At 69.6% G+C, this 22501-nt stretch carries 28 protein-coding genes; 12 read left to right on the forward strand and 16 right to left on the reverse strand.

The features are described from left to right. Positions 1–195 precede the first annotated feature (195 nt). Complete coding sequence (locus tag UK23_RS15725) at positions 196–1506, forward strand: NlpC/P60 family protein (RefSeq protein WP_330770107.1); 1311 nt, start codon at positions 196–198, stop codon at positions 1504–1506. Here the strand turns inward: UK23_RS15725 and UK23_RS15730 are convergent. The 3 genes from UK23_RS15730 to UK23_RS15740 form a co-directional block, all read right to left on the reverse strand. Beyond that, the gene (locus UK23_RS15730) at positions 1478–2950 is read right to left on the reverse strand and encodes a hypothetical protein (RefSeq protein WP_156213139.1); all 1473 of its coding nucleotides are present in this window, start codon (positions 2948–2950) and stop codon (positions 1478–1480) included. The genes UK23_RS15725 and UK23_RS15730 overlap by 29 nt on opposite strands. A gap of 70 nt (positions 2951–3020) precedes the next feature. Beyond that, positions 3021–3452 (reverse strand): PLAT/LH2 domain-containing protein, encoded by a 432-nt coding sequence (locus tag UK23_RS15735; protein ID WP_045312267.1) that lies wholly within the window; start codon positions 3450–3452, stop codon positions 3021–3023. Positions 3453–3516: 64 nt separating this feature from the next. Beyond that, the gene (locus UK23_RS15740) at positions 3517–3948 is read right to left on the reverse strand and encodes a PLAT/LH2 domain-containing protein (RefSeq protein WP_045312268.1); all 432 of its coding nucleotides are present in this window, start codon (positions 3946–3948) and stop codon (positions 3517–3519) included. A 58-nt stretch (positions 3949–4006) separates the two neighbouring features. Here UK23_RS15740 and UK23_RS50225 point away from each other — a divergent pair, with 58 nt between their 5' ends. Further along, positions 4007–4723: a TetR family transcriptional regulator C-terminal domain-containing protein gene (locus UK23_RS50225; protein ID WP_196777750.1), complete on the forward strand. Its 717-nt coding sequence runs from the start codon at positions 4007–4009 to the stop codon at positions 4721–4723. Here UK23_RS50225 and UK23_RS15750 read toward each other — a convergent pair. After that, positions 4720–5196, reverse strand: coding sequence for a GNAT family N-acetyltransferase (locus UK23_RS15750; protein WP_045312270.1), 477 nt, complete (start codon positions 5194–5196; stop codon positions 4720–4722). The two genes, UK23_RS50225 and UK23_RS15750, sit on opposite strands and share 4 nt — an antisense overlap. 49 nt (positions 5197–5245) lie before the next feature. Here UK23_RS15750 and UK23_RS15755 point away from each other — a divergent pair, with 49 nt between their 5' ends. After that, positions 5246–5764, forward strand: a complete 519-nt coding sequence (locus UK23_RS15755) for a TetR/AcrR family transcriptional regulator (RefSeq protein ID WP_045312271.1) — start codon at positions 5246–5248, stop codon at positions 5762–5764. Here UK23_RS15755 and UK23_RS15760 read toward each other — a convergent pair. Further along, on the reverse strand, positions 5745–6191 hold the full coding sequence (locus tag UK23_RS15760) for a GNAT family N-acetyltransferase (RefSeq protein ID WP_045312272.1): 447 nt from the start codon (positions 6189–6191) through the stop codon (positions 5745–5747). The genes UK23_RS15755 and UK23_RS15760 overlap by 20 nt on opposite strands. Before the next feature lie 33 nt (positions 6192–6224). Between UK23_RS15760 and UK23_RS15765 the strand changes: the two genes are divergently transcribed. Next, positions 6225–6866 carry a hypothetical protein gene (locus tag UK23_RS15765; RefSeq protein ID WP_045312273.1) on the forward strand — a complete coding sequence of 214 codons (642 nt, stop codon included), beginning with the start codon at positions 6225–6227 and terminating at the stop codon, positions 6864–6866. On the opposite strand, the gene UK23_RS15770 is transcribed toward UK23_RS15765, so the two are convergent. The 3 genes from UK23_RS15770 to UK23_RS15780 are packed head-to-tail and all read right to left on the reverse strand — an operon-like array spanning position 6850 to position 8887. Further along, the gene (locus tag UK23_RS15770) at positions 6850–7407 is read right to left on the reverse strand and encodes an isochorismatase family protein (RefSeq protein WP_045312290.1); all 558 of its coding nucleotides are present in this window, start codon (positions 7405–7407) and stop codon (positions 6850–6852) included. The two genes, UK23_RS15765 and UK23_RS15770, sit on opposite strands and share 17 nt — an antisense overlap. A 32-nt stretch (positions 7408–7439) precedes the next feature. Beyond that, positions 7440–8342 (reverse strand): GlxA family transcriptional regulator, encoded by a 903-nt coding sequence (locus UK23_RS15775; RefSeq protein WP_045312274.1) that lies wholly within the window; start codon positions 8340–8342, stop codon positions 7440–7442. Then, a complete protein-coding gene (locus tag UK23_RS15780) occupies positions 8339–8887 on the reverse strand; it encodes a cysteine hydrolase family protein (RefSeq protein ID WP_045312275.1) in 549 nt (182 codons plus the stop codon). Before UK23_RS15780 ends, UK23_RS15775 begins: the two co-directional genes overlap by 4 nt. 90 nt (positions 8888–8977) lie before the next feature. Here UK23_RS15780 and UK23_RS15785 point away from each other — a divergent pair, with 90 nt between their 5' ends. Both UK23_RS15785 and UK23_RS52660 read left to right on the forward strand, forming a co-directional pair. Beyond that, on the forward strand, positions 8978–9892 hold the full coding sequence (locus UK23_RS15785; protein WP_082114686.1) for a hypothetical protein: 915 nt from the start codon (positions 8978–8980) through the stop codon (positions 9890–9892). Positions 9893–9903: 11 nt separating this feature from the next. After that, positions 9904–12024 carry an AAA family ATPase gene (locus tag UK23_RS52660; RefSeq protein WP_196777751.1) on the forward strand — a complete coding sequence of 707 codons (2121 nt, stop codon included), beginning with the start codon at positions 9904–9906 and terminating at the stop codon, positions 12022–12024. A 13-nt stretch (positions 12025–12037) separates the two neighbouring features. Here the strand turns inward: UK23_RS52660 and UK23_RS15795 are convergent, their stop codons facing one another. Continuing rightward, the gene (locus UK23_RS15795; RefSeq protein ID WP_045312276.1) at positions 12038–12373 is read right to left on the reverse strand and encodes a DUF2203 domain-containing protein; all 336 of its coding nucleotides are present in this window, start codon (positions 12371–12373) and stop codon (positions 12038–12040) included. Positions 12374–12400: 27 nt separating this feature from the next. Between UK23_RS15795 and UK23_RS15800 the strand changes: the two genes are divergently transcribed. The 5 genes from UK23_RS15800 (at position 12401) to UK23_RS15820 (ending at position 16830) form a co-directional block, all read left to right on the forward strand. After that, positions 12401–13273 (forward strand): oxidoreductase, encoded by an 873-nt coding sequence (locus UK23_RS15800; RefSeq protein WP_045312277.1) that lies wholly within the window; start codon positions 12401–12403, stop codon positions 13271–13273. A gap of 12 nt (positions 13274–13285) precedes the next feature. Further along, entirely contained in the window at positions 13286–13816 is a 531-nt protein-coding gene (gene mobA / locus UK23_RS15805; RefSeq protein WP_045312278.1) for a molybdenum cofactor guanylyltransferase, read from the forward strand. A gap of 61 nt (positions 13817–13877) precedes the next feature. After that, complete coding sequence (locus UK23_RS15810; RefSeq protein ID WP_045312279.1) at positions 13878–14927, forward strand: AAA family ATPase; 1050 nt, start codon at positions 13878–13880, stop codon at positions 14925–14927. 59 nt (positions 14928–14986) lie between these two features. After that, positions 14987–15868, forward strand: coding sequence for a DUF58 domain-containing protein (locus UK23_RS15815; protein ID WP_196777753.1), 882 nt, complete (start codon positions 14987–14989; stop codon positions 15866–15868). Then, positions 15865–16830 carry a VWA domain-containing protein gene (locus tag UK23_RS15820; protein ID WP_045312281.1) on the forward strand — a complete coding sequence of 322 codons (966 nt, stop codon included), beginning with the start codon at positions 15865–15867 and terminating at the stop codon, positions 16828–16830. Before UK23_RS15815 ends, UK23_RS15820 begins: the two co-directional genes overlap by 4 nt. Here UK23_RS15820 and UK23_RS15825 read toward each other — a convergent pair. The 4 genes from UK23_RS15825 to UK23_RS15840 are packed head-to-tail and all read right to left on the reverse strand — an operon-like array spanning position 16827 to position 20232. Beyond that, positions 16827–17360, reverse strand: a complete 534-nt coding sequence (locus UK23_RS15825) for a dihydrofolate reductase family protein (RefSeq protein WP_045312282.1) — start codon at positions 17358–17360, stop codon at positions 16827–16829. The genes UK23_RS15820 and UK23_RS15825 overlap by 4 nt on opposite strands. Continuing rightward, on the reverse strand, positions 17357–18223 hold the full coding sequence (locus tag UK23_RS15830) for a TAXI family TRAP transporter solute-binding subunit (protein WP_045312283.1): 867 nt from the start codon (positions 18221–18223) through the stop codon (positions 17357–17359). The genes UK23_RS15825 and UK23_RS15830 overlap by 4 nt, the downstream gene beginning before the upstream one ends. Positions 18224–18267: 44 nt before the next feature. Next, entirely contained in the window at positions 18268–19572 is a 1305-nt protein-coding gene (locus UK23_RS15835; RefSeq protein WP_045312284.1) for a sensor histidine kinase, read from the reverse strand. After that, positions 19573–20232, reverse strand: a complete 660-nt coding sequence (locus UK23_RS15840) for a response regulator transcription factor (RefSeq protein WP_045312285.1) — start codon at positions 20230–20232, stop codon at positions 19573–19575. A gap of 116 nt (positions 20233–20348) precedes the next feature. Between UK23_RS15840 and UK23_RS15845 the strand changes: the two genes are divergently transcribed. After that, complete coding sequence (locus UK23_RS15845) at positions 20349–21641, forward strand: MFS transporter (RefSeq protein WP_082114688.1); 1293 nt, start codon at positions 20349–20351, stop codon at positions 21639–21641. A gap of 59 nt (positions 21642–21700) precedes the next feature. Here the strand turns inward: UK23_RS15845 and UK23_RS54590 are convergent, their stop codons facing one another. The 3 genes from UK23_RS54590 to UK23_RS52665 form a co-directional block, all read right to left on the reverse strand. Continuing rightward, entirely contained in the window at positions 21701–21823 is a 123-nt protein-coding gene (locus tag UK23_RS54590; protein ID WP_269112282.1) for a hypothetical protein, read from the reverse strand. Between the two features lie 2 nt (positions 21824–21825). Continuing rightward, the gene (locus UK23_RS15850; protein ID WP_156213140.1) at positions 21826–22248 is read right to left on the reverse strand and encodes a hypothetical protein; all 423 of its coding nucleotides are present in this window, start codon (positions 22246–22248) and stop codon (positions 21826–21828) included. A gap of 1 nt (position 22249) precedes the next feature. After that, positions 22250–22501 (reverse strand): hypothetical protein (locus UK23_RS52665; RefSeq protein WP_196777752.1); only part of this gene is annotated, 252 nt, incomplete at its 5' end.

Here is a 22501-nt window from a genome sequence, read left to right on the forward strand (position 1 = left end):
TTCAAGCTCCGCGAGCCGTACTGGGCTGGGCGAGACCGAGGAGTCAACTAGGCCGGTCCGGCGACACGCCGGACTCCGATCGTCCCAAAAGGACCACCGCGCGTGTTCCACTGTGACACGTGTGGTTGACGGTGGGTTAGTTCCAGATGCGCCGAATGAGTCTGATTGGTCTAATGCGGTCGGAGGTGATGTCCGGTGTTGACACGACTCTCCGCCGTGTTGGTGTTGATGGCCGTCCTTACCGGGACGGCTCACGCTTCTGTGCCGCCGCCTCCGCCGAACCCGAGTGACTCGGAGATCTCGGCGTCGCGGGCGGAGGCCGATGCGAAAGCTGCCCGCGTGGGCGAGCTGACCGGCCGGCTCACGCAGGCCGAGTCGCGCCTGCAGGAGCTGCTGGACGACGTCTCCTACAAGCGCGAGCTCGCCAACAAGGCCCGCGTCGACCTGGAGACGGCGATCTCCGAGGCCGACGCCGCCCGTCGCGAGGCCACGGCCGCGCGCGTGCAGGCCGACGCGGCTTCCGCTGCCGTCGAACAGAGTCGTCGTGAACTGGACGAGTTCGCGGCGGCCTCGTACGCGCAGGGCAGCACTGTCGGTTCGTTCTCCGCGTACATCGGCGCCAAGTCGCCAGAGGACCTGCTGGCGCGCGCCCAGCTGCTGGAGGCCGTGTCGTCGTCCGGCCTGAACCGGCTGGACCAGGTGACCCGCGACCAGGGCGCCGCCGCGAACCTCGACGCCGCCGCCCGTGCCGCCGTGCAGAAGGCCGAGTCGAAGCAGGCCGCCGCCGACGAGGCCAAGAAGGTCGCCGAGCACGCGCAGCAGGTGGCCGTCGACGCGCACACCGCCCAGGCCGCCGCGACTTCGGAGCTCCAGTCCAACAAGGACGCTGTCGAACGTGAGCTGGTCGCAGCGCGCGGTGAGGTCAACGGCCTTGAGGCGCAACGACAGCAGTACGACCAGTGGGTCGAGGCGAAGAAGCGCGAAGAAGAAGAGAACGCCCGACGTGCTGCTGCAGCCGCGGCTGCAGCAGCCGCCGCCGCTGCTCCGGCCCCGCAACGTCCGGCTGCTGTTGCCCCCGCACCGTCACGCGGTGGCGTGCAGACGGTCATCAACCGTGCGTTGGCGCAACGCGGTGTCATCTACGCGTGGGGCGGCGGCAACTACAACGGCCCCACTTATGGCGTGCGCGACGGCGGCGTGGCCGATGCCTACGGCGACTACCGCAAGATCGGCTTCGACTGCTCGGGCCTGATGATGTACGCGTTCGCGGGCGCCGGCGTCTACCTGCCGCACTACAGCGGCTACCAGTACAACTCCGGACGCAAGGTGCCGCTGGCGCAGATGGCGCCGGGCGACATGATCTTCTGGGGTCCTGGCGGCGGCACGCACGTGGCGTTGTACCTGGGCGGCGGGATGATGGTCGAGGCGCCGCATTCCGGTGCCGTGGTGCGGATTTCGCCGGTGCGGTACGGCGGCATCATGCCGTACGTGACGCGCATGCTCTGACCACACCGGTGGCCATCGCCTTCAGCGCGTGGTCCTGGCCGGACAGCTGCCCGGCCAGGTGCTGCACGACGTTCGGGTCGATCCGGGCCAAGGTCTCGGCCAGATCCCGCCACACGGCGTTGGCGCGGGAGTAAGGGCTCGGCGCGACCGGGCGCAGTTCCTGTTGCGCGCGGTTGAGCACGGCTTTCGCGTCGCCGGCATCCCAGACCGCCATGCCGGTGGCGATCTTGACCAGGATCTCGGCGGTCTCGATGCGCGCGCTGTCTTCTTCTCGGCGGATCTCGATGCTGTTCAGCGTCCGCAGCGCCCTGGCCGGATCGAACTCGGCGAACGCCTTGGCGACGCGCATGAAGCGGAACCAGGCAGTCGTGTGGCTCACGTCCATCGCGAGTGCGCGCACGACGATCTGCTCCGCCTGGGCGGGATCGGTTGCCGCCAGGCTGTCGGCGAAGTAGAGGAGGTCCATTGCCGACGCGCCGTCGATGACCTGCTGGGTGAGCTGCCGGCTGAGCGCGGGATCGAGCTTCACCGCGGCGGCGGCCACCACCCCGAGCACCTTCCTCGTGCCGGCCCGCTTCGCGATCTCCGTCGCGTCCTGCAGCCAGAACTCGGCCTGCTCGCGGTCGGTGACCTCCTTGGTCATCTCGCACAGGGCGTCGACCCGGATGGAGTCGGAGTGGATTCTGGCCGTGACGGCCTCCGCGCAGTAGAGGTCCGTGCCGGCGACGGCGATGGCGAGGCTCTTGCGGTCGAGGTCCTGGCCGTCGCCGGTGCGACGCGCCCGGTAGTAGTGGTCGAACAGCGCGAACCCGTAGTCGCGACTGACGGCGGTGGCCTCTTCGAGCCTCTCGGAGGAGACGTAGCCGTACGACCACTCGTGGGACGAGATGTCCCGGACGATGTCGATGGCGTGCGGTACGTCGACGGCTGCCATCTCGTCCGCGAAGTGGCGCAGTATGAAGTCGCGGTCCTCCCGGTCCCGTTCGCTCAAGCCGTCAGCCGCCGCTACCCGCACCAGCGGGATGGCGCGGTCGGGTACGGTGCGGGTCCGCAGGAGCGCGATCGCCGCGGATGCCCGGAGATCGGGGTCGTCGGTGCCGGCCAGGATCGGCTCGACCAGCAGCGCCGCGCGTTCCGGGGCGCAGCTGGCGATCGAGCGGGCCAGCGACGTGATGTTCCACCCGGTGGGGGCGGAGCCCAGCACCAGGCCGATCACCTGCTCGCCGCGTCCGGGATCGGTCTCGAAGACGGTTGCCGCGATCTGGACCAGGGCCTCGGTCCGCACCTTCGGCTCGGCCACGGAGCTCGCGATGCGCAGTGCCAGGTCCACGGACGGTCCGACGGGTGCCGAGTGGATGTGCACGTCGCCGTGCACCGTCCCGATCTGGTTCACCGAGCCGTGCACGGTTCCGGGAACGGTGTTGTGCGCGCGATCTTCCGGCATGGTGCACAGCATGACATCGCGCTGAAACCCGTTGGCCCGCAGCGGTTCAGGCGGGTCAACGGGAGACTTGTCAGGCAGCGGGCAGGCGCAGCGGGACCGACTTCGGGTACGCCCGGCGCACCCAGTTGTGGTGCGGGTGGACGGTCACGCCGTCCGGGCCCCGCACGACGACCTCGTCGAGGCACCACGGGTCACCGCCGGGGTTGACCGCGATGTCGACCGACTGGATCGGGCCGAGGTACGGCGCAACGAAGTTGTACGTGTCGACGCGGCCGTTCTCGTGGTAGTCGCCCGGGTTGCCGAGACCCAGCCACGGGCTGCTGGAGATGGTGCCGTTCAGGCGCGCCTCGATCCGGGCGTCGGTGCCCGCGCCGACGAGGTCGCAGGTCACGACCTGGACGGTGTACGGCACCGGCGGCGCGGCCTGGGCGGTCGTCAGCGTCATGATGGTGGCGAGCGCCGTGGCCAGGACGGCGGCGATCGCACGAGCTGCGAGTTTCATGCTTGGTCCCCCTCCGAGTTGGACCCGGTGGCCCGCCCGACGGCCGGGCCACCGGGAGACTGCGTCAGGCAGCGCCCAGGCTGAGCGGGGCCGTCTTCGAGAACGCCCGGCGCAGCCAGTTGTGGTACGGGTGCACCGTCACGCCCTGCGGGCCGCGCACGACGACCTCTTCGAGGCACCAGTGCGAGCTGTCGCCCTTGTTGTCGAACGACAGGTCGAGCGAGCGGATCGGGCCGAGGTCGCTCAGCGTGAAGCTGTACGAGTCGGTGTGGCCGCGCTCGCGGTCGTCGCCCGAGTTGTCCAGGTTGTACCAGCCGCCGGAGATGTTGCCGTTCAGGCGCACCTCGACCCTGGCGTCCGTGCCCGCGTCCTCGACGTTGCACGTCACGAGGTCGACGGTGTAGACCGCCGGCGCGGCCTGGGCGGACGTCATGCCCATGATCGTGGCGAGTGCGGCGGCCGACAGGCCGACGATCGCACGAGCTGCGAGCTTCATGCTTGGTTCCCCTCTGGGTTGGATCGGTGTTGCTGAGGGGAAAGGTGCCGACCGGCTGTTGCGCGACTATGTGGAATCGATGTGGTCCGCAGGTCAGGCCGTGTACTGCTCGCTCGCGGAGACGTGTTCGCGCAGGAACTCCGGCTCGATGAACCCGAGTCCGCGGTGCAGGTCGGCCGGCACGACTTCGCTGTGCGGGGTCAGGGCGGGCGAGCCGTGCTGTCACATCGGCAACGGGTTCGACGGGCGATTTGGTTCCCAGGACCACTCTGGTCGGTACGGCGATGCGGCGCACCTCGTCGTCGCTGAAGCAGCTCATGATGAAGAACCGCGTCTGGAAGCCCAGGCCCGTGAGCACCGGCTTGCGCAGCAACGGGTCGACGAAGACGGCGAGCTTCGAGTCCGGCTTGACCCGGCGGCGCGGATGTCGGCGGAGCTGGAAGCCGTTCGCGCGTCAGGTGATCCGCGCGCCGTGGTGCGAGCGGCGGACGTCGGCATGCTTCCCGTGGACGACGTCTCGCGGCAGACGTCTGCCGTGTACTACGCGTACATGCTCTACGCGATCACTGATGCCGAGATCCGGGCGGTGGTCAGCGGGATTCCGCGCCAGCTGGCACCGCAGCTGGAGCATCTGGTGCCCGCCCCGGATCCGTTGGTGGAGCTGGAAAGCCTGAGCGCGATGGCGTCCGGGCTCACGGTGGGCGTGCTCGTCGGTTCGTACACGCCTGAGGAGGCCGTGGCGTTCGTCGACCACCGGCTGGGTCGTCTGTTCTAGAGGGTGCGGGACCAGAGCTGGCCGATCACGTCGTGGCCGAAGCTGTGCTGCGGGGTCTTCTCGACGAGCTCGAACCCGTGCGCCTCGTAGATCTTCCGCGCTGACGTCAGTCCGTCGACCGTCCACAACACCATGCGCTCGTAGCCGGCGCCCTTGGCGAACTCGATGCACGTCTCGACGAGCTTGTTGCCCGCGCCGTGTCCGCGCGCGTTGGGGTGAACGAGCAGTACGCGCAGCTTTGCGGTCGTGTCGTCTTCTCGCACGCAGAACACGCATCCGACGCGTTCGCCGTCCAGTTCTGCGATCCAGGCGCACTCTTTGGTGGCGTCGTGCTCGGCCGCGTAGTCGCCGACGATCTTGGCGACCAAGGCCTCGAACGAGGTGTCCCAGTCGTGCTCGGACGCATAGAGCTCGCCGTGCGCCTGGACCACCCAGCCCAGGTCACCAGGTCGGCCGAGCGGGCGGATCTGCATGGGTTCCCTCCACTGACACGACTGTTTCAGTAATGCGAAGATAGCCCCTATGCCGTCCGCGCGGGAGACCGAACTGCTCGAAGCCGCCTACCGGTACGTGCTCACCCACGGCCTGGCGGACGTGTCGCTGCGGCCGTTGGCGGCGGCCATCGGGTCGAGCACACGGGTGCTGCTTTACCTGTTCGGCAGCAAGGAAGGCCTGGTCAGGGCGCTGCTGGCGCGCGCTCGTGCGGACGAGCTGGCGCTGCTCGCCGACATCGGGGCCGGGCCTGGCGTCGTCGCGCGGTTGTGGGAGTGGCTGTCCGCGCCCGCTCACCGACCGTTGCTGACGTTGTGGCTGGAGGCTTACGCGCGCTCGCTCGTGGAGCCTGACGGGCCGTGGGCAGGCTTCGCGCGCGCGACCGTGCACGACTGGCTGGAGGTGCTGCGCGCTTCTCAGCCCGTTGACGTGCGTGACACGCCTGCGGGGCTGGCCGCGCGAACGCGGGAGCTGGCGTTGTTGCGCGGTGCGTTGCTCGACCTGCTGGCGACGGGGGACGGCGAACGGGTCAGTTCGGCACTGGCGTGAAGCCGAGCGCGGTGAGGAGTCGTTCCGACGGTGTGTTGCCGTCGGTGACCGCGGCGAGGACAGGGGCGTCGAGGGCTCGCAGTGACGCCGCGACGACCGCGCTGCCGAGGCCGCGGCCCTTCCAGTCCGGGTGTGTGATCACGTAGCCGAGCCAGAAGTCGTTGCCGTGCCGGGAGATTAGCGAGGCGGCTCGCAGGCCGTCCTGGTCGATCACGAAGCTCGCGTCCGGCACGGCGGTCGGCCGCCAGGCTGCGATCTCGACCGCCCCGTCGCTGTTGCCGCCGAGCTGTTCGTCGATGGTGCCGGCATAGGCGCGTTCCATGAGGTCGGCGAGAACGGCGTCGTCCTCGTCGTTGACGGGTCTCGTGCTGATGTGTGGCAGCTCGGGCAACGGCGCCGGCTCGCGGCGGTACAAGGTCCTCTTCATGCGCTCAGTGTGGTGGGGGACTAGCTTTGCGACGTGAAGATCGTGGTATTCGGTCCGACTGGAATGGTGGGCCAGGGAGCGGTGCGCGAGGCGCTGCTCGATCCGGCGGTCGACACCGTCGTGACGGTGGCGCGGTCGCAGATGGCCGTGACCAGCCCCAAGCAACAGCACGTCCTGCACACGGACTTCGGCGACCTGTCGCCGATCGCCGCCCAGCTGGCTGACGCCGACGCCTGCTTCTACTGCATGGGCCTGACATCGGCGGGGCGGACCGAGGCTGAGTACACGCCCGTGACGCACGACTACGCGCTTGAGGCCGCACGTGTCGTCGGTGGCACGTATGTGTACGTGTCGGGCGAGGGCGCGGACGCTGACAGCAAGACGATGTGGTCGCGCGTGAAGGGCCGCACGGAGAACGAGCTGCTGGCGCTGGACCGGCGGGTGTTCGTGGTGCGGCCGGGATTCATCCAGCCGCGGCACGGGATCGCGTCGCGCACCCGGATCTACCGCTACCTCTACTCGTGGACGGGGTGGCTCATCCCGGTGCTGCGGCGGGTGGCGCCGAAGTTCGTCACGAGCACCGAGGATCTCGGCCGCGCCATGGTGGCGCTGGCCAAGGGTGCCTCGCCGGCGGCGAAGATCCTGCGCAGCGACGAGATCAACCGGCTGGCTTGAACGCGTCCTCCGTCTTGACCACGCCCGCCGAACGGCCCGGCGCCGTGTGGTTCTCCCAGTAGAGGTTGGTGTGCGCGATGACCTTGTCCGGGGTGGGCGCGCCCCACTCCGACAGGTCTTCGGTGGTGTGCGCGTCGCTCACCAGCAGGGCGTCGTAGCCGCGGACGATCGCGCCGTGCAGGGTGGAGCGGATGCACTCGTCGGTCTGCGCGCCGGACACCACGAGGCTGCCGACTCCCTTGCCCGCCAGCACTTCCTCGAGGTCGGTGTCCTCGAACGAGTCGGCGTAGGTCTTGTACACCACCGGTTCGCCGTCGGCCAGCTTCAGCTCGGAGACGAACTGCCAGCCGTCGGTGTTCTTCGGCATGTGCTCGCTGCTGTGCTGCACCCACACGACGTCGACGCCGGCCGTGCGCGCCTTGTCGACGAGGGTGGCCACGTTGGCCACCACCTCGTCGCGGTTGTGGGCGTGGCCTACCACGCCGTTCTGCACGTCGATCACGAGCAACGCGGTGTTGGGGCGGTTCGCCAAAGTCGTCACGCGGGTCACACTATGCCCGGGGTCTGACAATTTCAGCGAGAACGCAGGCGGCGCAGCATGCGGGCGTCCTCGAAGCCGACGTTGCGCGCGGCGGTCTCGACCGTGGCGCCCTGGCCGATGAGGTGTTCGGCCCGTTCGACTCTCAGTGCCTGTTGGTACCTCAACGGCGTCATGCCCGTCGCTTTGCCGAACAACCGCGTCACGGTCCGTTCGCTGCATCCGGCGGCAACGGCCAGTTCCGCCAACGACAGCCTGTCGGTGAGCCGTGACTCGATGACGTCCTGGATGCGGTGCACGGTCTCGTTGACGTGCGACCGGTGCCGCAGCAGCACGCTCGCCTGCTGGTCGTCGCCGTTCCTGCGCGCGTATACGACCATCGTGCGTGCGATGGCCGCAGCAGTGGCGGGTCCGTGTCTGGCAGCGACGAGGTTCAGCGCGAGGTCGATGCCGCTCGCGATGCCCGCGGACGTCACGACCCTGTCGTCCTCAACGAACAGAACGTCTCGCACGACCCGTGCGTGCGGGTAGCGGCGTTCGAGCTCGTCCTGCAGTTCGTGGTGTGTGGTGCAACGGCGGCCATCGAGCAGACCGGCACGCCCCAGCACGTCCGCACCGGCACACACACTCGCGACCGTGCCTCCGCCGGCGTGGTGCTGCTTGAGCCACGCCAACGCCCGCGCGCTCAACGGCCCGGTGCCGGCGATCTTCGGCGACCGCCATCCCGGCACGAACACGAGGTCGCGCACGTCGAGCTCCGGCAGCTCCGTCGTCGCGCCCAGCGGCACACCCTGATGGCTGGGCACGGACTCGGAGTCGCCGACGTACTCCAACGAGTAGCCGCCCACGAGGTCGGCCGCGCTGGAGAACACCTGCGCCGGCCCCGCGAGGTCGAGCAGGTGCACGCCAGGCACGAGCAGGAAGACGACTCTGGTCACGATCCGGTCAGCGTAGCGACATCCGAGATCCGCGCGAATCGGCCGGCCAGCACGTACTCGGTCCGCTCGATGATCTCCTCGACCCCGAGCACCTTCCCGGTCCGCCAGTGCGGCAGCGGCGTGGTGGCGGTCGCGTCCGTCACGAACGTCATGTCGAACCCGAGATCCGACCCGACCCGCGCGGTCGTCTCGCAGCACTGCTCGGTCCGGATGCCGCTGATCAGCAGCTCCTGGACGCCTCGGGTGGTGAGCGTCTGCTGCAGGTTCGTCGTGGTGAACGCGTTGTGCGACGTCTTGGTCAGGATCGGCTCGTCGTCCAGCGGCTTGAGCCCGTCGATCAGCCGCACGTGCCCGAGCGCGGGGTCGAACACGTCGCCGCTGCCGGGCTCGGAATGCAGCACCCACACCACCAGGTCGCCGGCGTCACGCGACATGTCGACCAGCTGGTTCACCTTGCCCACGACGTCCGGGTTCGAGATCTCCGCCCAGTTGGGGCGCTGGCGGAACGACTCCTGCACGTCGATGACGATCAATGCTCGCTTCATGCCACCAAGCCTGGCCAGGACGAGCGGGAGGAGACAGGCACGACCAGGCCGAGGAGCGGACGGATCCGGTCACCGTGCGAAGATCGAGACGTGGACTTACGCGTGCTGGCAGGCGATCCCGCGGACCCGAATCTCGGCGCACAGATGACGGTGTCGGTCGGAGGGAAGAGCCTGGACGGGCATGCCGTGCCGTTCGTGCGTGTCACCAAAGAGGAGGCCCGCAGAATCCTCGTGGGATACGCACGAACGGACGGCCAGCGGATCGACGTGGTGATCCGGGCGGTGTGGAGTGAGAACGGAAGCTGGCACCGGGAGACGTGGCACGGCGGCGACGCCTCCGAGCTGCTGAAGCACCCCGCCCACAGGATCCCCGACGACAGCGCGAAGGCCGATGTCATCGAGAAAGCCGTCGCCGAGGGGTCGCGGAACACCGTCGCCGAGCTGCGGGGACTGCGCTACGAGATGGAACGCCAGGTAGCGGATCTGCTGGCACAGCGCAGGAACACGGCGCTGCGGCTGGTGATGGCCCAGCTCGTCGAGCTGTCGATCGCGTTCAGCAGGGCTCGTGACCAGGCCCGCGACACGCTCCGCGAGGTCAAGGCGCCCGGAGTGCGGCGGCACTGTGAGGCGATGGACGTCGAGCTGGGCGAGGAGATCACGCGGCTGCAGACGTTGCTGAGCAGCGTCTCCACGTTCGCCGTCGCGCAGGAAGGTGAGGCGCAGCAACGGTTCAACATGCTCGCCGCCGCCGCTGCCGCCGGACTCGGCCTGCCCGCGCTGATCCTGTCGCTCTACGGCGCGGACGCCTATCTGCCGTTCACGTGGGACAAGGCGTGGCGGGCGCTGGGACCGATCGCGGGTGCGCTGGTGCTGGCGGCGGGGATCATCCTGCGGCGCATGCCCGGACGCACCACCGCGAAGCACTGCCTGACGGCTCTGGGACTCATCGCCGGACTGATGGGTGTCCTGCTGATCGCGGGCTTCCTCGCGCCTCGAGCTGGGTAGGCTGCGCGCTCGTGGCGTCGTCGCGTGATCGTGAAGAGGCCCGTTCGCGGGTGCTGCGGGTAGGCCAGGGCGGGTTCCGGGACATCGGTTCCGCCATCGCGGCGGCCCGCGACGGCGACACCGTGGAAATCCCCGGCGGCGGGTACGACGAACGGGTCGTGGTCGACAAGGCGATCAAGCTGCGCGCCGTCAGGAAGACCGGCACGGTGACCCTGCGCGGCGGCGACACACCGCTGACGTTGCGAGCCGGCGCCACGGTGAGCGGCCTGGAAATCTCCTGCCACGGCAGTGAAAGCGCCGCCTTGGCCGTCGAAGGCATCGGAGCGGTACCGACTGTCGACCGATGTGTGCTGACCAGCCCGGCCGGTGCCGGTCTTGAGGCCACCGCGGGCGCCGCACCTGTCGTCGACGGCTGCCGGATCGAGGACTCGCGCCACGGCGTGCTCGCCGGGTCCGGGGCACGGGTGGCGCTCACCGGCTGCCGGATCGCACGGGTCGGGCGTGGCGTCGTGGCGACCGGCCGGGGCACGACCGTGAGACTCCTGCGGACCCGGATCGAGGACGCCGAACTCACCGCCCTCACGGTGTCCGGCAACGCCCGCGCGACCGTCACCGAAGCCGAGGTCGACCGCGGCGGGACCGGCCTGGAGGTCGACGGCGGAACCCTCGTGGCGAAGGACGTCATCATCACGGCGGGCCTCGGGCCCGGAATCGTGGTGGCCGGCGGCGAAGGGACGTTCACCCGCTGCTGGGTCGCCGAGGCGGCGGGGACCGGCGTCTGGCTGGGCGGCGGGCGTGCCGTGCTCGACCAGTGCGACGCCACCGGCGGGCGCGGTCCCGGGTTCCACCTCGCGGGCGGCGACATCACGCTGACCGGGTGCCTGGCACGCGAGAACCTCGGCGAGGGCTTCCAGCGGCAGGCCGAGGCGACGATGACGGCCTGTGCGTCCTACGCCAACGGTGCGGATGACGGGGTCGGCGTCCAACCAGGCGCCCCGGCGCCGGCCGGTGCCGAGTCCCAGGAGCTGGCCAACCCGCCGTTCGACCGGACCGTGGCAGAGCTGACCGACGGACTGGCGGCGGTACGGGTGCGGGCCGAGGCGACGCTGCGGCACCGGGACGACAAGCTCGCCGCCGCCCGCCTGCTGGCCGGCGTGAAGGAGCGCGTCGAACGGCTGCGGCGGCTCGCCGCCAAGTCACCCGGCGCGCCGCTCACCGACCCGGACGACAAAGCCACCGCGCGGGCCGTTCTCGACGAGATCGGCGAACGACAGGGCGCCGTGGAGACCCTGCTCGCCAAACGCGGAGAGGACGGCTCGCCCGAGGCGCTGCTCGCCGACCTGGACGCGATGATCGGGCTGACCGAGGTCAAGGCGGAGGTGCGCACCCTCGTCGACATCATCACGATCGGGCAGCGCCGGGCGGAGGCGGGCCTGCGGACCCCGCCGATGAGCCGGCACCTCGTGTTCACCGGCAACCCGGGTACCGGCAAGACCACCGTCGCGCGGCTGTACGGGCGGATCCTGGCCGCGCTCGGCCTGCTGGCACAAGGCCATCTGGTCGAGGTGGCCAGGGTGGACCTGGTCGGCGAGTACGTCGGCCACACCGCAGTGAAGACGAAGGCGGCGTTCGACAGCGCGCGCGGCGGCGTGCTGTTCATCGACGAGGCGTACGCGTTGTCCCCTGTGGACGGTGGCAGGGACTTCGGTCAGGAGGCGATCGCCACGCTGGTAAAGCTGATGGAGGATCACCGCGAGGAGGTGGTGGTCATCGTCGCCGGCTACACCGGGGACATGGCGCGGTTCATCGCCACCAACCCCGGTCTGGAGTCGCGGTTCGGCCGCACCGTCGAGTTTCCCGACTACAGCCCGGACGAGCTGGTGCGCATCACCGAGCTGCACGCGCGTCAGAACGACTACCTGCTGCCCGAGGCGACCCGCGGCGAACTGCTCGCCTACTACGCGCGGATGGCCCGCGGCGAGAGCTTCGGCAACGGACGGGTCGCCCGCCGCACATTCGAGACGATGGTCGCGGAGCAGGCCGGTCGCCTGGCCCGGCAGCGCAGTCACACCGCGCAGGAGCTGACCGCACTGCTGCCGGAGGACCTGCCCGACGAGTGGACCACGCGGTGATCGCCCTGCCTCTTCAGAGAGGACGGCGGCCCGCGAACCCCAGATCCGCGCGGTGGTACCAGGTGAGCTCACGGTCGCCCTCGAGCCAGCACAGCAGCACCGGCACACCGTCCATCTCGGACGGGAAGTCGACCAGCAGCGGCGCGAAGCCCTTCAGCTCGGCCCCTGTCTTCTGCACGGTCTCCATCAGCTCGTCCAGCCGGGCCTGCGCGGCCTTGAACTCCGGCAGGCCGCCCAGCGACGACCCGCCGACGGCGAGTTCGGCGGCGTCGGCGCGCAGGCGGACGATCTCGTCCAGCACCGGCAGCAGCGTGGTGAGCTCGGATCGGGCCTCGGCGAGGGTGAACACGCCACCAAGGCTGGCACAGTGAGCGGAATGACGTGGCGACTGGGTGACCTGACCGTGAACCGGATCGGCTTCGGCGCGATGCGACTGCCCCAGCTCGGGGCCGCGTTCGGCCAGAACTCCACGCCACGTGACCGGACCAGGGCGATCGAGGTGCTGCGAGAGGCCGTACGGCTCGGCGTCAACCACATCGACACGGCCGCCTTCTACTTCAGCCGGACGCGGTCGGCCAACGAGCTGATCAACAGCGCGCTCTCGCCGTACCCCGGGGACCTGGTGATCGTCACGAAGGTCGGGCCGAGCCGGTCGCCGCAGGGGGAGTGGCTGCCGCTGGCCACGCCGCACCAGCTCAGGGGGCAGGTCGAGGAGAACCTGCGGCAGCTCGGCAAGGACCACCTCGACGTCGTGAACCTGCGCACCAGCGGCCTCGACGACGTCACGGAGCACTTCGAGCAGCTCGCCGCACTCCAGCAGGAGGGGCTGATCCGCCACCTCGGCCTGTCGAACGTCAAGAAGCACCACCTCGACCAGGCGCAACGCGTCGCACCCGTCGTGTGCGTGCAGAACTCGTACGGGCTCGGCCATCACCCAGAGCAGGACGACTTCCTCGGCGTCTGCGGTGAACGCGGTATCGCGTTCGTGCCGTTCTTCGCCCTCGCCGGGGCGAACAAGGAGGCCGGGACGTCGGCCGAGGACGACGAGGTCAGCGAGATCGCGGCCCGGCACGACGCCTCTCCGGCGCAGGTCAGGCTGGCGTGGACGCTCGCGCGTGGGCCGCACGTGCTGGTCATCCCCGGCACGGGAGACCTGGCGCACCTGCGGCAGAACGTCGAGGCGGGCGCGCTCCAGCTCACCCCGGAGGAGCTCACCCGCCTCGACGCCCTGCACCTCGACGAGAGCTGATTGACTGGGGGCATGACCTACGCGGCGATCATCCTCACCGGCGGCAAGGGGGAACGGCTCGGCGGCGTCGACAAGGCTGCACTGTCCTATCGGGACGCCACGCTGCTCGACCACGTCCTGTCCGTTGTGGACGGTGCAAGCGAGATCGTCGTTGTAGGGCCGCAAAAAGACCTCCCCGGCGTCATCTGGGCACGCGAGGATCCACCGGGCGGCGGCCCGCTCGCGGGATTGGCGGCGGGTCTCGGCGAGATCACCGCCGACTGGGTCGCGGTGCTGGCTGTCGATCAGCCCGGCATCACCGGGGACACGATCGCGAGGCTTCTCCAGGCGAAGAGCAACGCTGTGTTGAAGGACGACCGCACGCAGTGGCTGATCGGCGTCTGGAACGCCGCTGAGCTGCGCCGGGCCCTCCCCGAAGATCCACGCAACCAGCCGCTGCGCAAGACTCTCCAGGCGTTGAACCCGGTGGAGGTGTCCGCTTTGCCCGGTGAGGCGCGGGACGTCGACACACCGGACGACCTGGACACCCTTCACAGCGGTTGAACAGCCGACGAGTAAGACTGTTCCACTATCGGTAAACCCTGTTCTGCATGGAGGCCCGCACGTGACCGAGCCCGCCGCCGAGGCAACGCCGAACGCATCGGCGCCCGTCACCCCGGCTCGTGACGCCCAGCTGCTCGAACGCACCGTGTTCGAGGTGAAGCGGGTCATCGTCGGCCAGGACCGGCTCGTCGAGCGGATGCTCGTGGGTCTGCTGGCCAAGGGCCATCTGCTGCTCGAAGGTGTGCCGGGTGTCGCGAAGACGCTCGCCGTCGAGACGTTCGCCCGCGTGGTCGGCGGCTCGTTCAGCCGCGTGCAGTTCACGCCCGACCTGGTGCCCGCCGACATCCTCGGCACCCGCATCTACCGTCAGTCCAGCGAGGCGTTCGACGTCGAACTGGGTCCTGTCGTCGCGAACTTCGTGCTCGCCGACGAGATCAACCGCGCGCCCGCCAAGGTGCAGTCGGCGATGCTCGAGGTGATGGCCGAACGCCACGTCTCGATCGGTGGCCGGACGTTCCCGATGCCGAACCCGTTCCTGGTGCTGGCGACGCAGAACCCGATCGAGAACGAGGGCGTGTACCCGCTGCCGGAGGCGCAGCGCGACAGGTTCCTGTTCAAGATCCAGGTCGAGTACCCGACGGCCGAGGAAGAGCGCGAGATCGTCTACCGCATGGGCGTCGAGGCGCCGGTGCCGAACCAGGTCCTCTCGCCGGAGGAGCTGGTGCGCCTGCAGGGCGTGGCGTCGCGCGTCTTCGTCCACCACGCACTGGTCGACTACGTGGTGCGCCTGGTGATCGCGACCCGCGCGCCCGGTGAGCACGGCCTCACCGACGTCGCCGGCTGGGTCGCCTACGGTGCCTCGCCGCGTGCGTCGCTCGGCATCATCGCCGCCGCGCGTGGCCTCGCCCTGGTCCGCGGCCGCGACTACGTGCTGCCGCAGGACGTCGTGGACGTCGTCCCGGACGTGCTGCGCCACCGCCTCGTGCTCTCCTACGACGCGCTGGCCGACGGCGTGCCGATCGACCACATCATCACGCGCGTGCTGCAGATCGTGCCGTTGCCGCAGGTGTCGGCCCGTCCGCAGCAGCCGGTTCCGGCTGGTAGGCAGTGAGCCGGGAGAAAGCGACCGAGCGTCCGTCGTGGGCGCCGCCCATCCTGCGCGGCGTCCGCATGGAAGCCGCGTTGCGCATGCTGGAGCTCGACGTCCGGCGCCGTCTCGACGGCTTGCTGCAGGGCAACCACCTCGGCCTCGTGCCGGGTCCCGGCACCGAACCGGGTGAGGCCAGGACCTACCAGCCCGGCGACGACGTGCGCCGGATGGACTGGGCGGTCACTGCGCGCACGACGGTCCCGCACATCCGCGAGACGGTCGCGGACCGCGAGCTGGAGACGTGGGTGGCGATGGACCTGTCGCCGTCGCTCGACTTCGGCACGGCGGCCTGCGAGAAGCGCGACCTGGCGATCGCCGCGATGGCCGCGGTCGCGCACCTGACGCGTGGTGGCGGCAACCGGATCGGCGCGGCGGTCTCGACGGGCGCGGACAACCTCCGCATCCCGGCGCGCGGCGGTCTCGCCCACGCGCGGGGCATGATCCGCAAGATCGCCGAGATGCCACGCGCGGAAGAGGGCACCCGCGGCGACCTGGCCGCGTTGCTGGAGCAGCTGCGCCGCCCGCCACGCCGGCGCGGGCTGATCGTGGTGATCTCGGACTTCCTCGGTGGCATGGAGTGGCAACGGCCGCTGCGCGCGTTGTCCGCGCGGCACGACATCGTCGCCATCGAGATCGTCGACCCGCGTGACGTCGACCTGCCAGAGGTCGGCACGGTCGTGCTGTCCGACCCGGAGAGCGGGCGGCAGCGCGAGGTCACGGCGTCCGCGTTGCTGCGCAAGGAGTTCAACGCGGCGGCCGCGGAACATCGGGCCGAGGTGGCGGCGGGGCTGCGGCGTGCGGGTGCCGGGCATCTGGTGCTGCGAACCGATTCCGACTGGATCGCGGACACGGTCCGTTTCGTGGTGGCGCGCAAGCGCCGCTGGTCTGGGGGTGTCGCATGAGCTTTTCCAACTTCGTCGCCCCGTGGTGGTTCCTGCTGCTGATCGGCGTCGCGCTGCTGACCGCCGGATACGTGGTGGCGCAACGGATCCGCCGCAAGCGGGTGCTGCGGTTCACGAACCTGGAGCTGCTGGAGAGGGTCGCGCCCAAGCGGGAACGCTGGTCGCGGCACGTCCCGGCGGCGTTCCTGCTGGCCGCCCTGGCTCTGCTGACGGTCGCACTGGCCGGCCCGACGGCCGAGCAACGGGTGCCGCGCAACCGGGCGACCGTCATGCTCGTGGTCGACGTGTCGCTGTCCATGAAGGCCACGGACATCAAGCCCTCCCGGCTGGAGGCCGCGCAGTCGGCCGCGAAGTCGTTCACCGAGGGCCTCACACCGGGCATCAACCTGGGCCTGATCTCCTTCGCCGGCTCCGCGACGGTGCTGGTGGCGCCGACGACGGACCGCCCGGCCGTCACGCAGTCGATCGACGGGCTCAAGCTCGCCCAGTCGACCGCGACCGGCGACGCGCTGGTGGCCGCGATGGCCTCGATCGACTCGTTCGGCAAGGTCGTCGGTGGCGCCGAGGGCCCGCCGCCCGCCCGCATCGTGCTGATGACGGACGGCAAGGAGACCGTGGGCACCCGCAAGGCGTTCGACGCGGCCGAGGACGCGAAGAAGGCCGGGATCCCGATCTCCACGATCTCGTTCGGCACCGAGGACGGCGTGGTCGACATCGAGGGCCGCTCGCAGTCCGTGCCGGTCGACGACGACTCCATGAAGGAGATCGCGAAGCTCTCCGGCGGCGAGTTCTTCAAGGCGGCGTCGGCCGAGGAGCTGCGCCGGGTGTACGACACGCTCGGTGAGCAGATCGGCTACGAGAAGAAGCAGGCGGACGCGTCGAAGCCGTGGCTGTTGCTCGGCACGATGACGGCGATGTTCGCCGCCGCGGCCGCTTTGCTCCTGGGGCAGAGACTTCCTTAGGGCCTGCCGTAGATCAGCTCGACAACGCCGTTCCCGAACGCCCTGGTGCTCTTGAGCGCCAGGGCGATCGGCTTCTTGAAGAACGGTGTGCCGGCGCCGATCGCGACCGGGTTGAGGTAGAGGCGGACCTCGTCGATCAGGTCGTGCTCGAAGAACGACCCCACCAGCTGCGCGCCGCCGACCATGCTGTCGCCGGGCCACGCCCTGACCTCGTCCGGGTCGATCTCGCGCCTGACCTCGGTGTTCCACTCGGTGGTCTCGAGCGTCCGCGAATAGACGATCTTCGGCATCGCCCGCCAGATCCTGCCGAAGTCGTGCATCGGTCGCGGCCACTCCGGGTGCTCGTCGGTGTGCGGCCACGCTTCGAGCATCGTCTCGTGGTTGCGGCGGCCGTCGACGAACCGGCTCATCTTCGCGAGCTCTTCGTTGAAGTGCTCGTGCATCTCGTCGTCGACGTGGTGCCAGCCGATGTCGTGGTCCGGACCCTCCATGCAGCCGTCCAGCGAGATCGACGTCATCGTGATGATCATCCGTGCAACCTCCTGTATTCCGCCGCCGCGCCAGGGTGCAGTGGAACTCTGCCGGTGTCGATGAGGCTGCGCACGTCGAGGTACTGGGTGCCGAGCGCCTGGTCCGGAACGAGGTCCGCGGCGTTCTCGACCAGCAGCCGCACGACGGCGCTCGCGTACCCGTCGCTCAGGTCCGGGCGGCACACCAGCAGGTTCGGGGTGCCGATCGTGGGGATGTCGGCCTGCGAGCCGTACACACCCGTGCGGACGTCGACGCGTTCGTAGACCTTGCCGTAGTCCTGCCGCAGCCTGGGCAGGAACGTGTCGAGCGGGAGCAGCCTGATGCCGCTCGCCTTGTTCAGTTCGGGGGTCGGGACGCCGCCGGACCACAGCAGGGCCGCGATCTCGCCTGCCTGCAACGCGTCGATGGCGTTGCGCAACGGATAGTGCTGCTCCTGCACGCCCAGCGCCAGCCGCTCGCCCTGCAACGAGGCACCGGATCCGGCCGCGCCCAGCGACACCCGTTCGCCGATCAGGTCGGCCGGGGTCCGGTAAGGCGAGTTCTCGAGGACGACCAGCTGCAAGTAGTTCTCGTAGACGCGGCCGAGGGCGACCAGGCCGGTTTCCATGTGGGCGCTGTCGCTCAACGTCAGGCCCAGGTCCGCGGTGCCTTCGCGGAGGTGTTTGAGGTTGTCGGCGCTGCCACCGGTCTGGAGCGGCGTGATCGTCAACGGGCTGGGGGACAGGCGGGAGAGCAGGGCCGCGAAGTCGTTGTAGAAGCCGCCGGGTTCGCCGCCCGCGATCCTGATCGTGCCGGAGGGTTCGCTGGAGCTGCAGGCCGCGAGCGCGAGGGCGCCCAACAGGAAGGTTCGCCGCTTCAGCACGGCGCCTCGGCCGGGTGGGGACGCGGGAGGAACGGGCCGGGGCCTCACAGCAGTGGCTCCTTCGGCAGCTTCACCGTGACCACCAGCCCGCCATCCGAGTGCAGCGCCAGCGTTCCGTCGTGCGCCGTCACGATCTTGTCCGCGATCGCCAGCCCCAGCCCGGTCCCGCGCTGGGAGTCGTCACCGCGCCAGAACCGTTCCGTGGCGTGCTTGATGTCCTTTTTGGACAGGCCTGGCCCGTTGTCTCGAACCGTGAGCGTCGCACGGTCGCAGACCACCGTGATCTCGTGGCCGCCGTACTTGATAGCGTTGTCCAGCAACACGTCCAGCACCTGCGCGAGGTCCGACACCGCGCACTGCACCAGGCCGGGCGCACGGTCGTCGACCGTGATCGTCACGCCCGCCGCATGAGCCGCCGCACGCCACGCGTCGACCCGGTCGTGCGCCACGACCTGCAGGTCGGCCAGTTCGGGTTCGACGCCGCCCGCCGCGCGTTCGGTGGCCGTGCTTTCCGCCGAGGCCAGCGCCAGAAGCCCGTCCAGCAACGACTCCAGCCGCTCGACCTCGGTGAGCAGCGAGCCGTTGGACGGCAGCATGTCGACGCGCAGACGCAACGCCGCCATCGGGTTGCGCAGCTGGTGCGACGCGTCAGCGATCAGCCGTCGTTGCTGGTCGGCGGCCTCGGCGACGGCATCCGACATGCGGTTGAACGACTCGGACAACGCCCGCAGCTCGGCCGGTCCCGCGGTGTCGGCGACGTGCGTGCGTCGCTGGCCCTCCGCGACCGCTCGCACGCCCCGGTCGAGCTCCTTGAGAGGGCGCAGCAGCCAGCGGGCGACCACCAGCGCCAGCAGCACGCACGCGCATGCCGCCAGCAACGCCCCTGCCAGCACGATCGCCCACCGCCGGGCCACGTCCAGGGCGGCCACCGAGGTCGAGGCACGCATGACCACGGCTCCGGCGACCTTCGTGCCGGTGCCGACAGGGCGGGCGAACAGGACGTCGCCGCCGTTCCAGGGCATGACCGTCGGCACGGGCGCGGCGGGCTGGTTGCGCAGCGCGGCGTCGATCTGGGGTGACACGTCGGCGATCTTCATGCCCGCCTCGACGACGGGTTCGCCGGCCGCGTTGACGACCACGACCTCCTCGCCGTAGATCTCGTTGTACCGCAACGCCTCGGACACCACGACGTCGGCGGGCAGGGTGGCGAAGCGGTCGAGGTCCGCGGTGCGGCTGATCACGAACTGCTGGGTGCGCTCCTTCGCCGTGCTCATCAGCAGCGGGAAGGCGAACGCGGTGACGGCCGAGAGCGAGAACAGCAGCAGCACCAACAGAAGCCGTTGCCGCATCTATTCACCGAGCCGGTAGCCGAAACCGCGGATCGTGTGCAGCAGGCCCGGCCGGTCGAGCTTGGCGCGCAGCTGTGTGAGGTGGACGTCGAGAGTCCGTGACACCGCCACGAAGGCGTTGCCCCACACCTCGTCCATGAGCTGCTGCCGGCTGACCGCGGTGCCCGGCCGGCGGGCCAGCACCGCCAGCACGTCGAACTCCTTGGTGGTCAACGAGATCTCGCGCCCACCGACCACGACCTGACGGCTCTGCAGGTCGATCTCCACATCGGACACCCGCACGACGTCGTCCGGCTCCTGCGACCGGGCCGCACTGCGCCGCGCCACCGCGTCGATGCGGGCCAGCAGCTCGGCCAGCCGCACGGGCTTGATCAGGTAGTCGTCCGCGCCGAGCCGGAGTCCCCTGACGACGGTCCGCTCGTCGCCGCGCGCGGTCAGCACGAGCACCGGCACCGGGTCGATCTTGCGGAGCTTGCGCAGCACCTCCAGGCCGTCCTGGTCGGGCAGGCCGAGGTCGAGCAGCACCACGTCGGCGTCGCGGTGGGCGATCAACGCGTCGGCGCCCCTGCGCACGCGGGCAGGCCGGTGGCCGTTCGCCCGCAGCGCTTCCACCAGGGCGTCGGCGACACCGTCGTCGTCTTCGACCAACAGCACCCGCATGGGAGCAGTATCGGCCATGACGAACGTTTCCTGCGCGTGGCGACGCGCCTAAGTGACTGTAAAGAAGCGTCGGCCCAGGTTGTGGGGGGTGCGGCGACGTCGGGATGGTGTCCGGCATGACAGTCGTTGCGGAGAAACGCGCCGAGCGCCGAGTGGTGGCGAACGTGCTGCGCGGATCAGTCGGGAACTTGATCGAGTGGTACGACTGGTACGCGTACACCGCGTTCAGCATCTACTTCGCGGCGGCGTTCTTCCCCAAGGGCGACCAGACCGCGCAGCTGCTCAACACCGCCGCCGTGTTCGCGGTCGGCTTCCTCATGCGACCGCTGGGAGGCTGGCTGCTCGGCCGTTACGCCGACCGGCACGGCCGCCGGGCCGCGCTGACGTTGTCGGTCACGCTGATGGCGTTCGGCTCGCTGATCATCGCGCTGACCCCGTCGTACGCGACGATCGGTGTCGCGGCGCCGGTCCTGCTCGTGCTCGCGCGGTTGCTGCAGGGCCTGTCGGTCGGTGGTGAGTACGCGACCTCGGCGACCTATCTGTCCGAAGTGGCCTCTCCGGCGAAGCGTGGTTTCTACTCCAGCTTCCAGTACGTGACGCTGACCGCCGGGCAGCTGGTGGCGCTGGGCGTGCAGATCGTGTTGCAGCAGTTCCTCACCAAGCCCGAGATGTCGTCGTGGGGCTGGCGGATCGCGTTCGTGATCGGGGCGACCGGCGCGATCATCGTGATGTGGCTGCGACGCGGGATGGACGAGTCGGAGAGCTTCGAGAAGCAGCAGCAGGAAAGCTCCGACAAGGGCACCTTCAAGGCGTTGCTCAAGCACCCCAAGGAATGCCTGCTCGTCGTCGGCCTGACGCTGGGCGGCACGGTCGCGTTCTACACGTACACGACCTACCTGCAGAAGTTCATGGTCAACACCAGCAAGATCGACGCGGCCACGGTCAGCTGGATCAACTTCGCGGCGCTGCTGGTGTTCGTGGTGCTGCAGCCGATCGCGGGCGCGCTGTCCGACCGGATCGGCCGTCGTCCGCTGCTGCTCGGGTTCGGTGTGCTGGGCACGCTGGCGACCGTGCCGCTGCTGTCGATGCTCGCGAGGACTTCCGAGGCGTTCCCGGCGTTCCTGCTGATGCTCGGAGGCCTGGTGATCGTCACCGGCTACACGTCGATCAACGCGATCGTGAAGGCCGAGCTGTTCCCGACGAACATCCGCGCGCTGGGTGTCGGTCTGCCGTACGCGCTGACCGTGGCGATCTTCGGCGGCACGGCCGAGTACGTGGCGCTGTGGTTCAAGCAGGCCGGCCACGAGTCGGTGTTCTTCTACTACGTCGCCGGGTGCGTGCTGATCTCGTTGCTGGTCTACGGGTTCATGCGCGAGACCTCGAAGGACTCGGTGCTGGACAAGGGGTGAGACCACGCGGAGGGCGGCCATGCGGCGGCCGCCCTCCGCCTTCCGTCTAACAGCGTTCTTCAGCCCAGTCGCCGACGGTGATCGTGGTGTCGTTCCAGAGGGTTGTACTCCGCCTGCGCCGTGCCCGTGACGGACACGGCGAGGGCGGTGGCCGCCAGTACGGCGGGCCCGATCTTCTTCATCTTCAGCACCGCTCGTCCGTGCTGCCGTGGAGGTCGTGGCCCGACGGCCAGAGGACGTCGCCCACGGCCCTGGTGCACTGGCTCAGCGTGCTGGCGCCGGTGGACCACACCGCCTGCTGGCCGCGGTCACCACCGTTGTAGTCGATCGCCTCGGAACCGGTGCGCGTCCAGATGGCGGCGCGCAGGTAGAAGTCCCGGTGGTTGGCGCGCCACGAGTCCCAGACGTAGATGTACGCCCAGTTCTTGTTGCACCCCTTGAACTGCTTGACCGACGCGACGGTGTCGTCGCCGTTCTTCAGGTACTTGGTCGAACCGATCTGGGTGACCCCGCTGGGGCACTTCGGGTTCGTCTCGGCGTGCGCGACACCGGTGAAGGTCATCCCGACGGCCGCCGCCGCCAGCGCCACAGCACTCAGTTTCCTCACGTCAGCACCGCTCCTCTGTCTGGCCGTAGTGCCCACCGGAGACGAAGCCGATCGCCGACGTGCAGAACTGCAGCGTGTTCGCGCCGTTCGACCACACCTCCTGCTGGCCACGGGCACCGCTGTTCTCGTCGATGCTGCCGTCGCCCCTGGTGATGGCGACACTGGCGGTGAAGCTGCCGTGGCCGGACTTCCAGGAGTCCCAGACGTAGATGTAGCCCCAGTTCTTGTTGCAGCCCTTGAACTGCTTCACCGA

The sequence above is a fragment of the Lentzea aerocolonigenes genome (assembly GCF_000955955.1).
Classification (GTDB): Bacteria; Actinomycetota; Actinomycetes; order Mycobacteriales; family Pseudonocardiaceae; genus Lentzea; species Lentzea aerocolonigenes_A.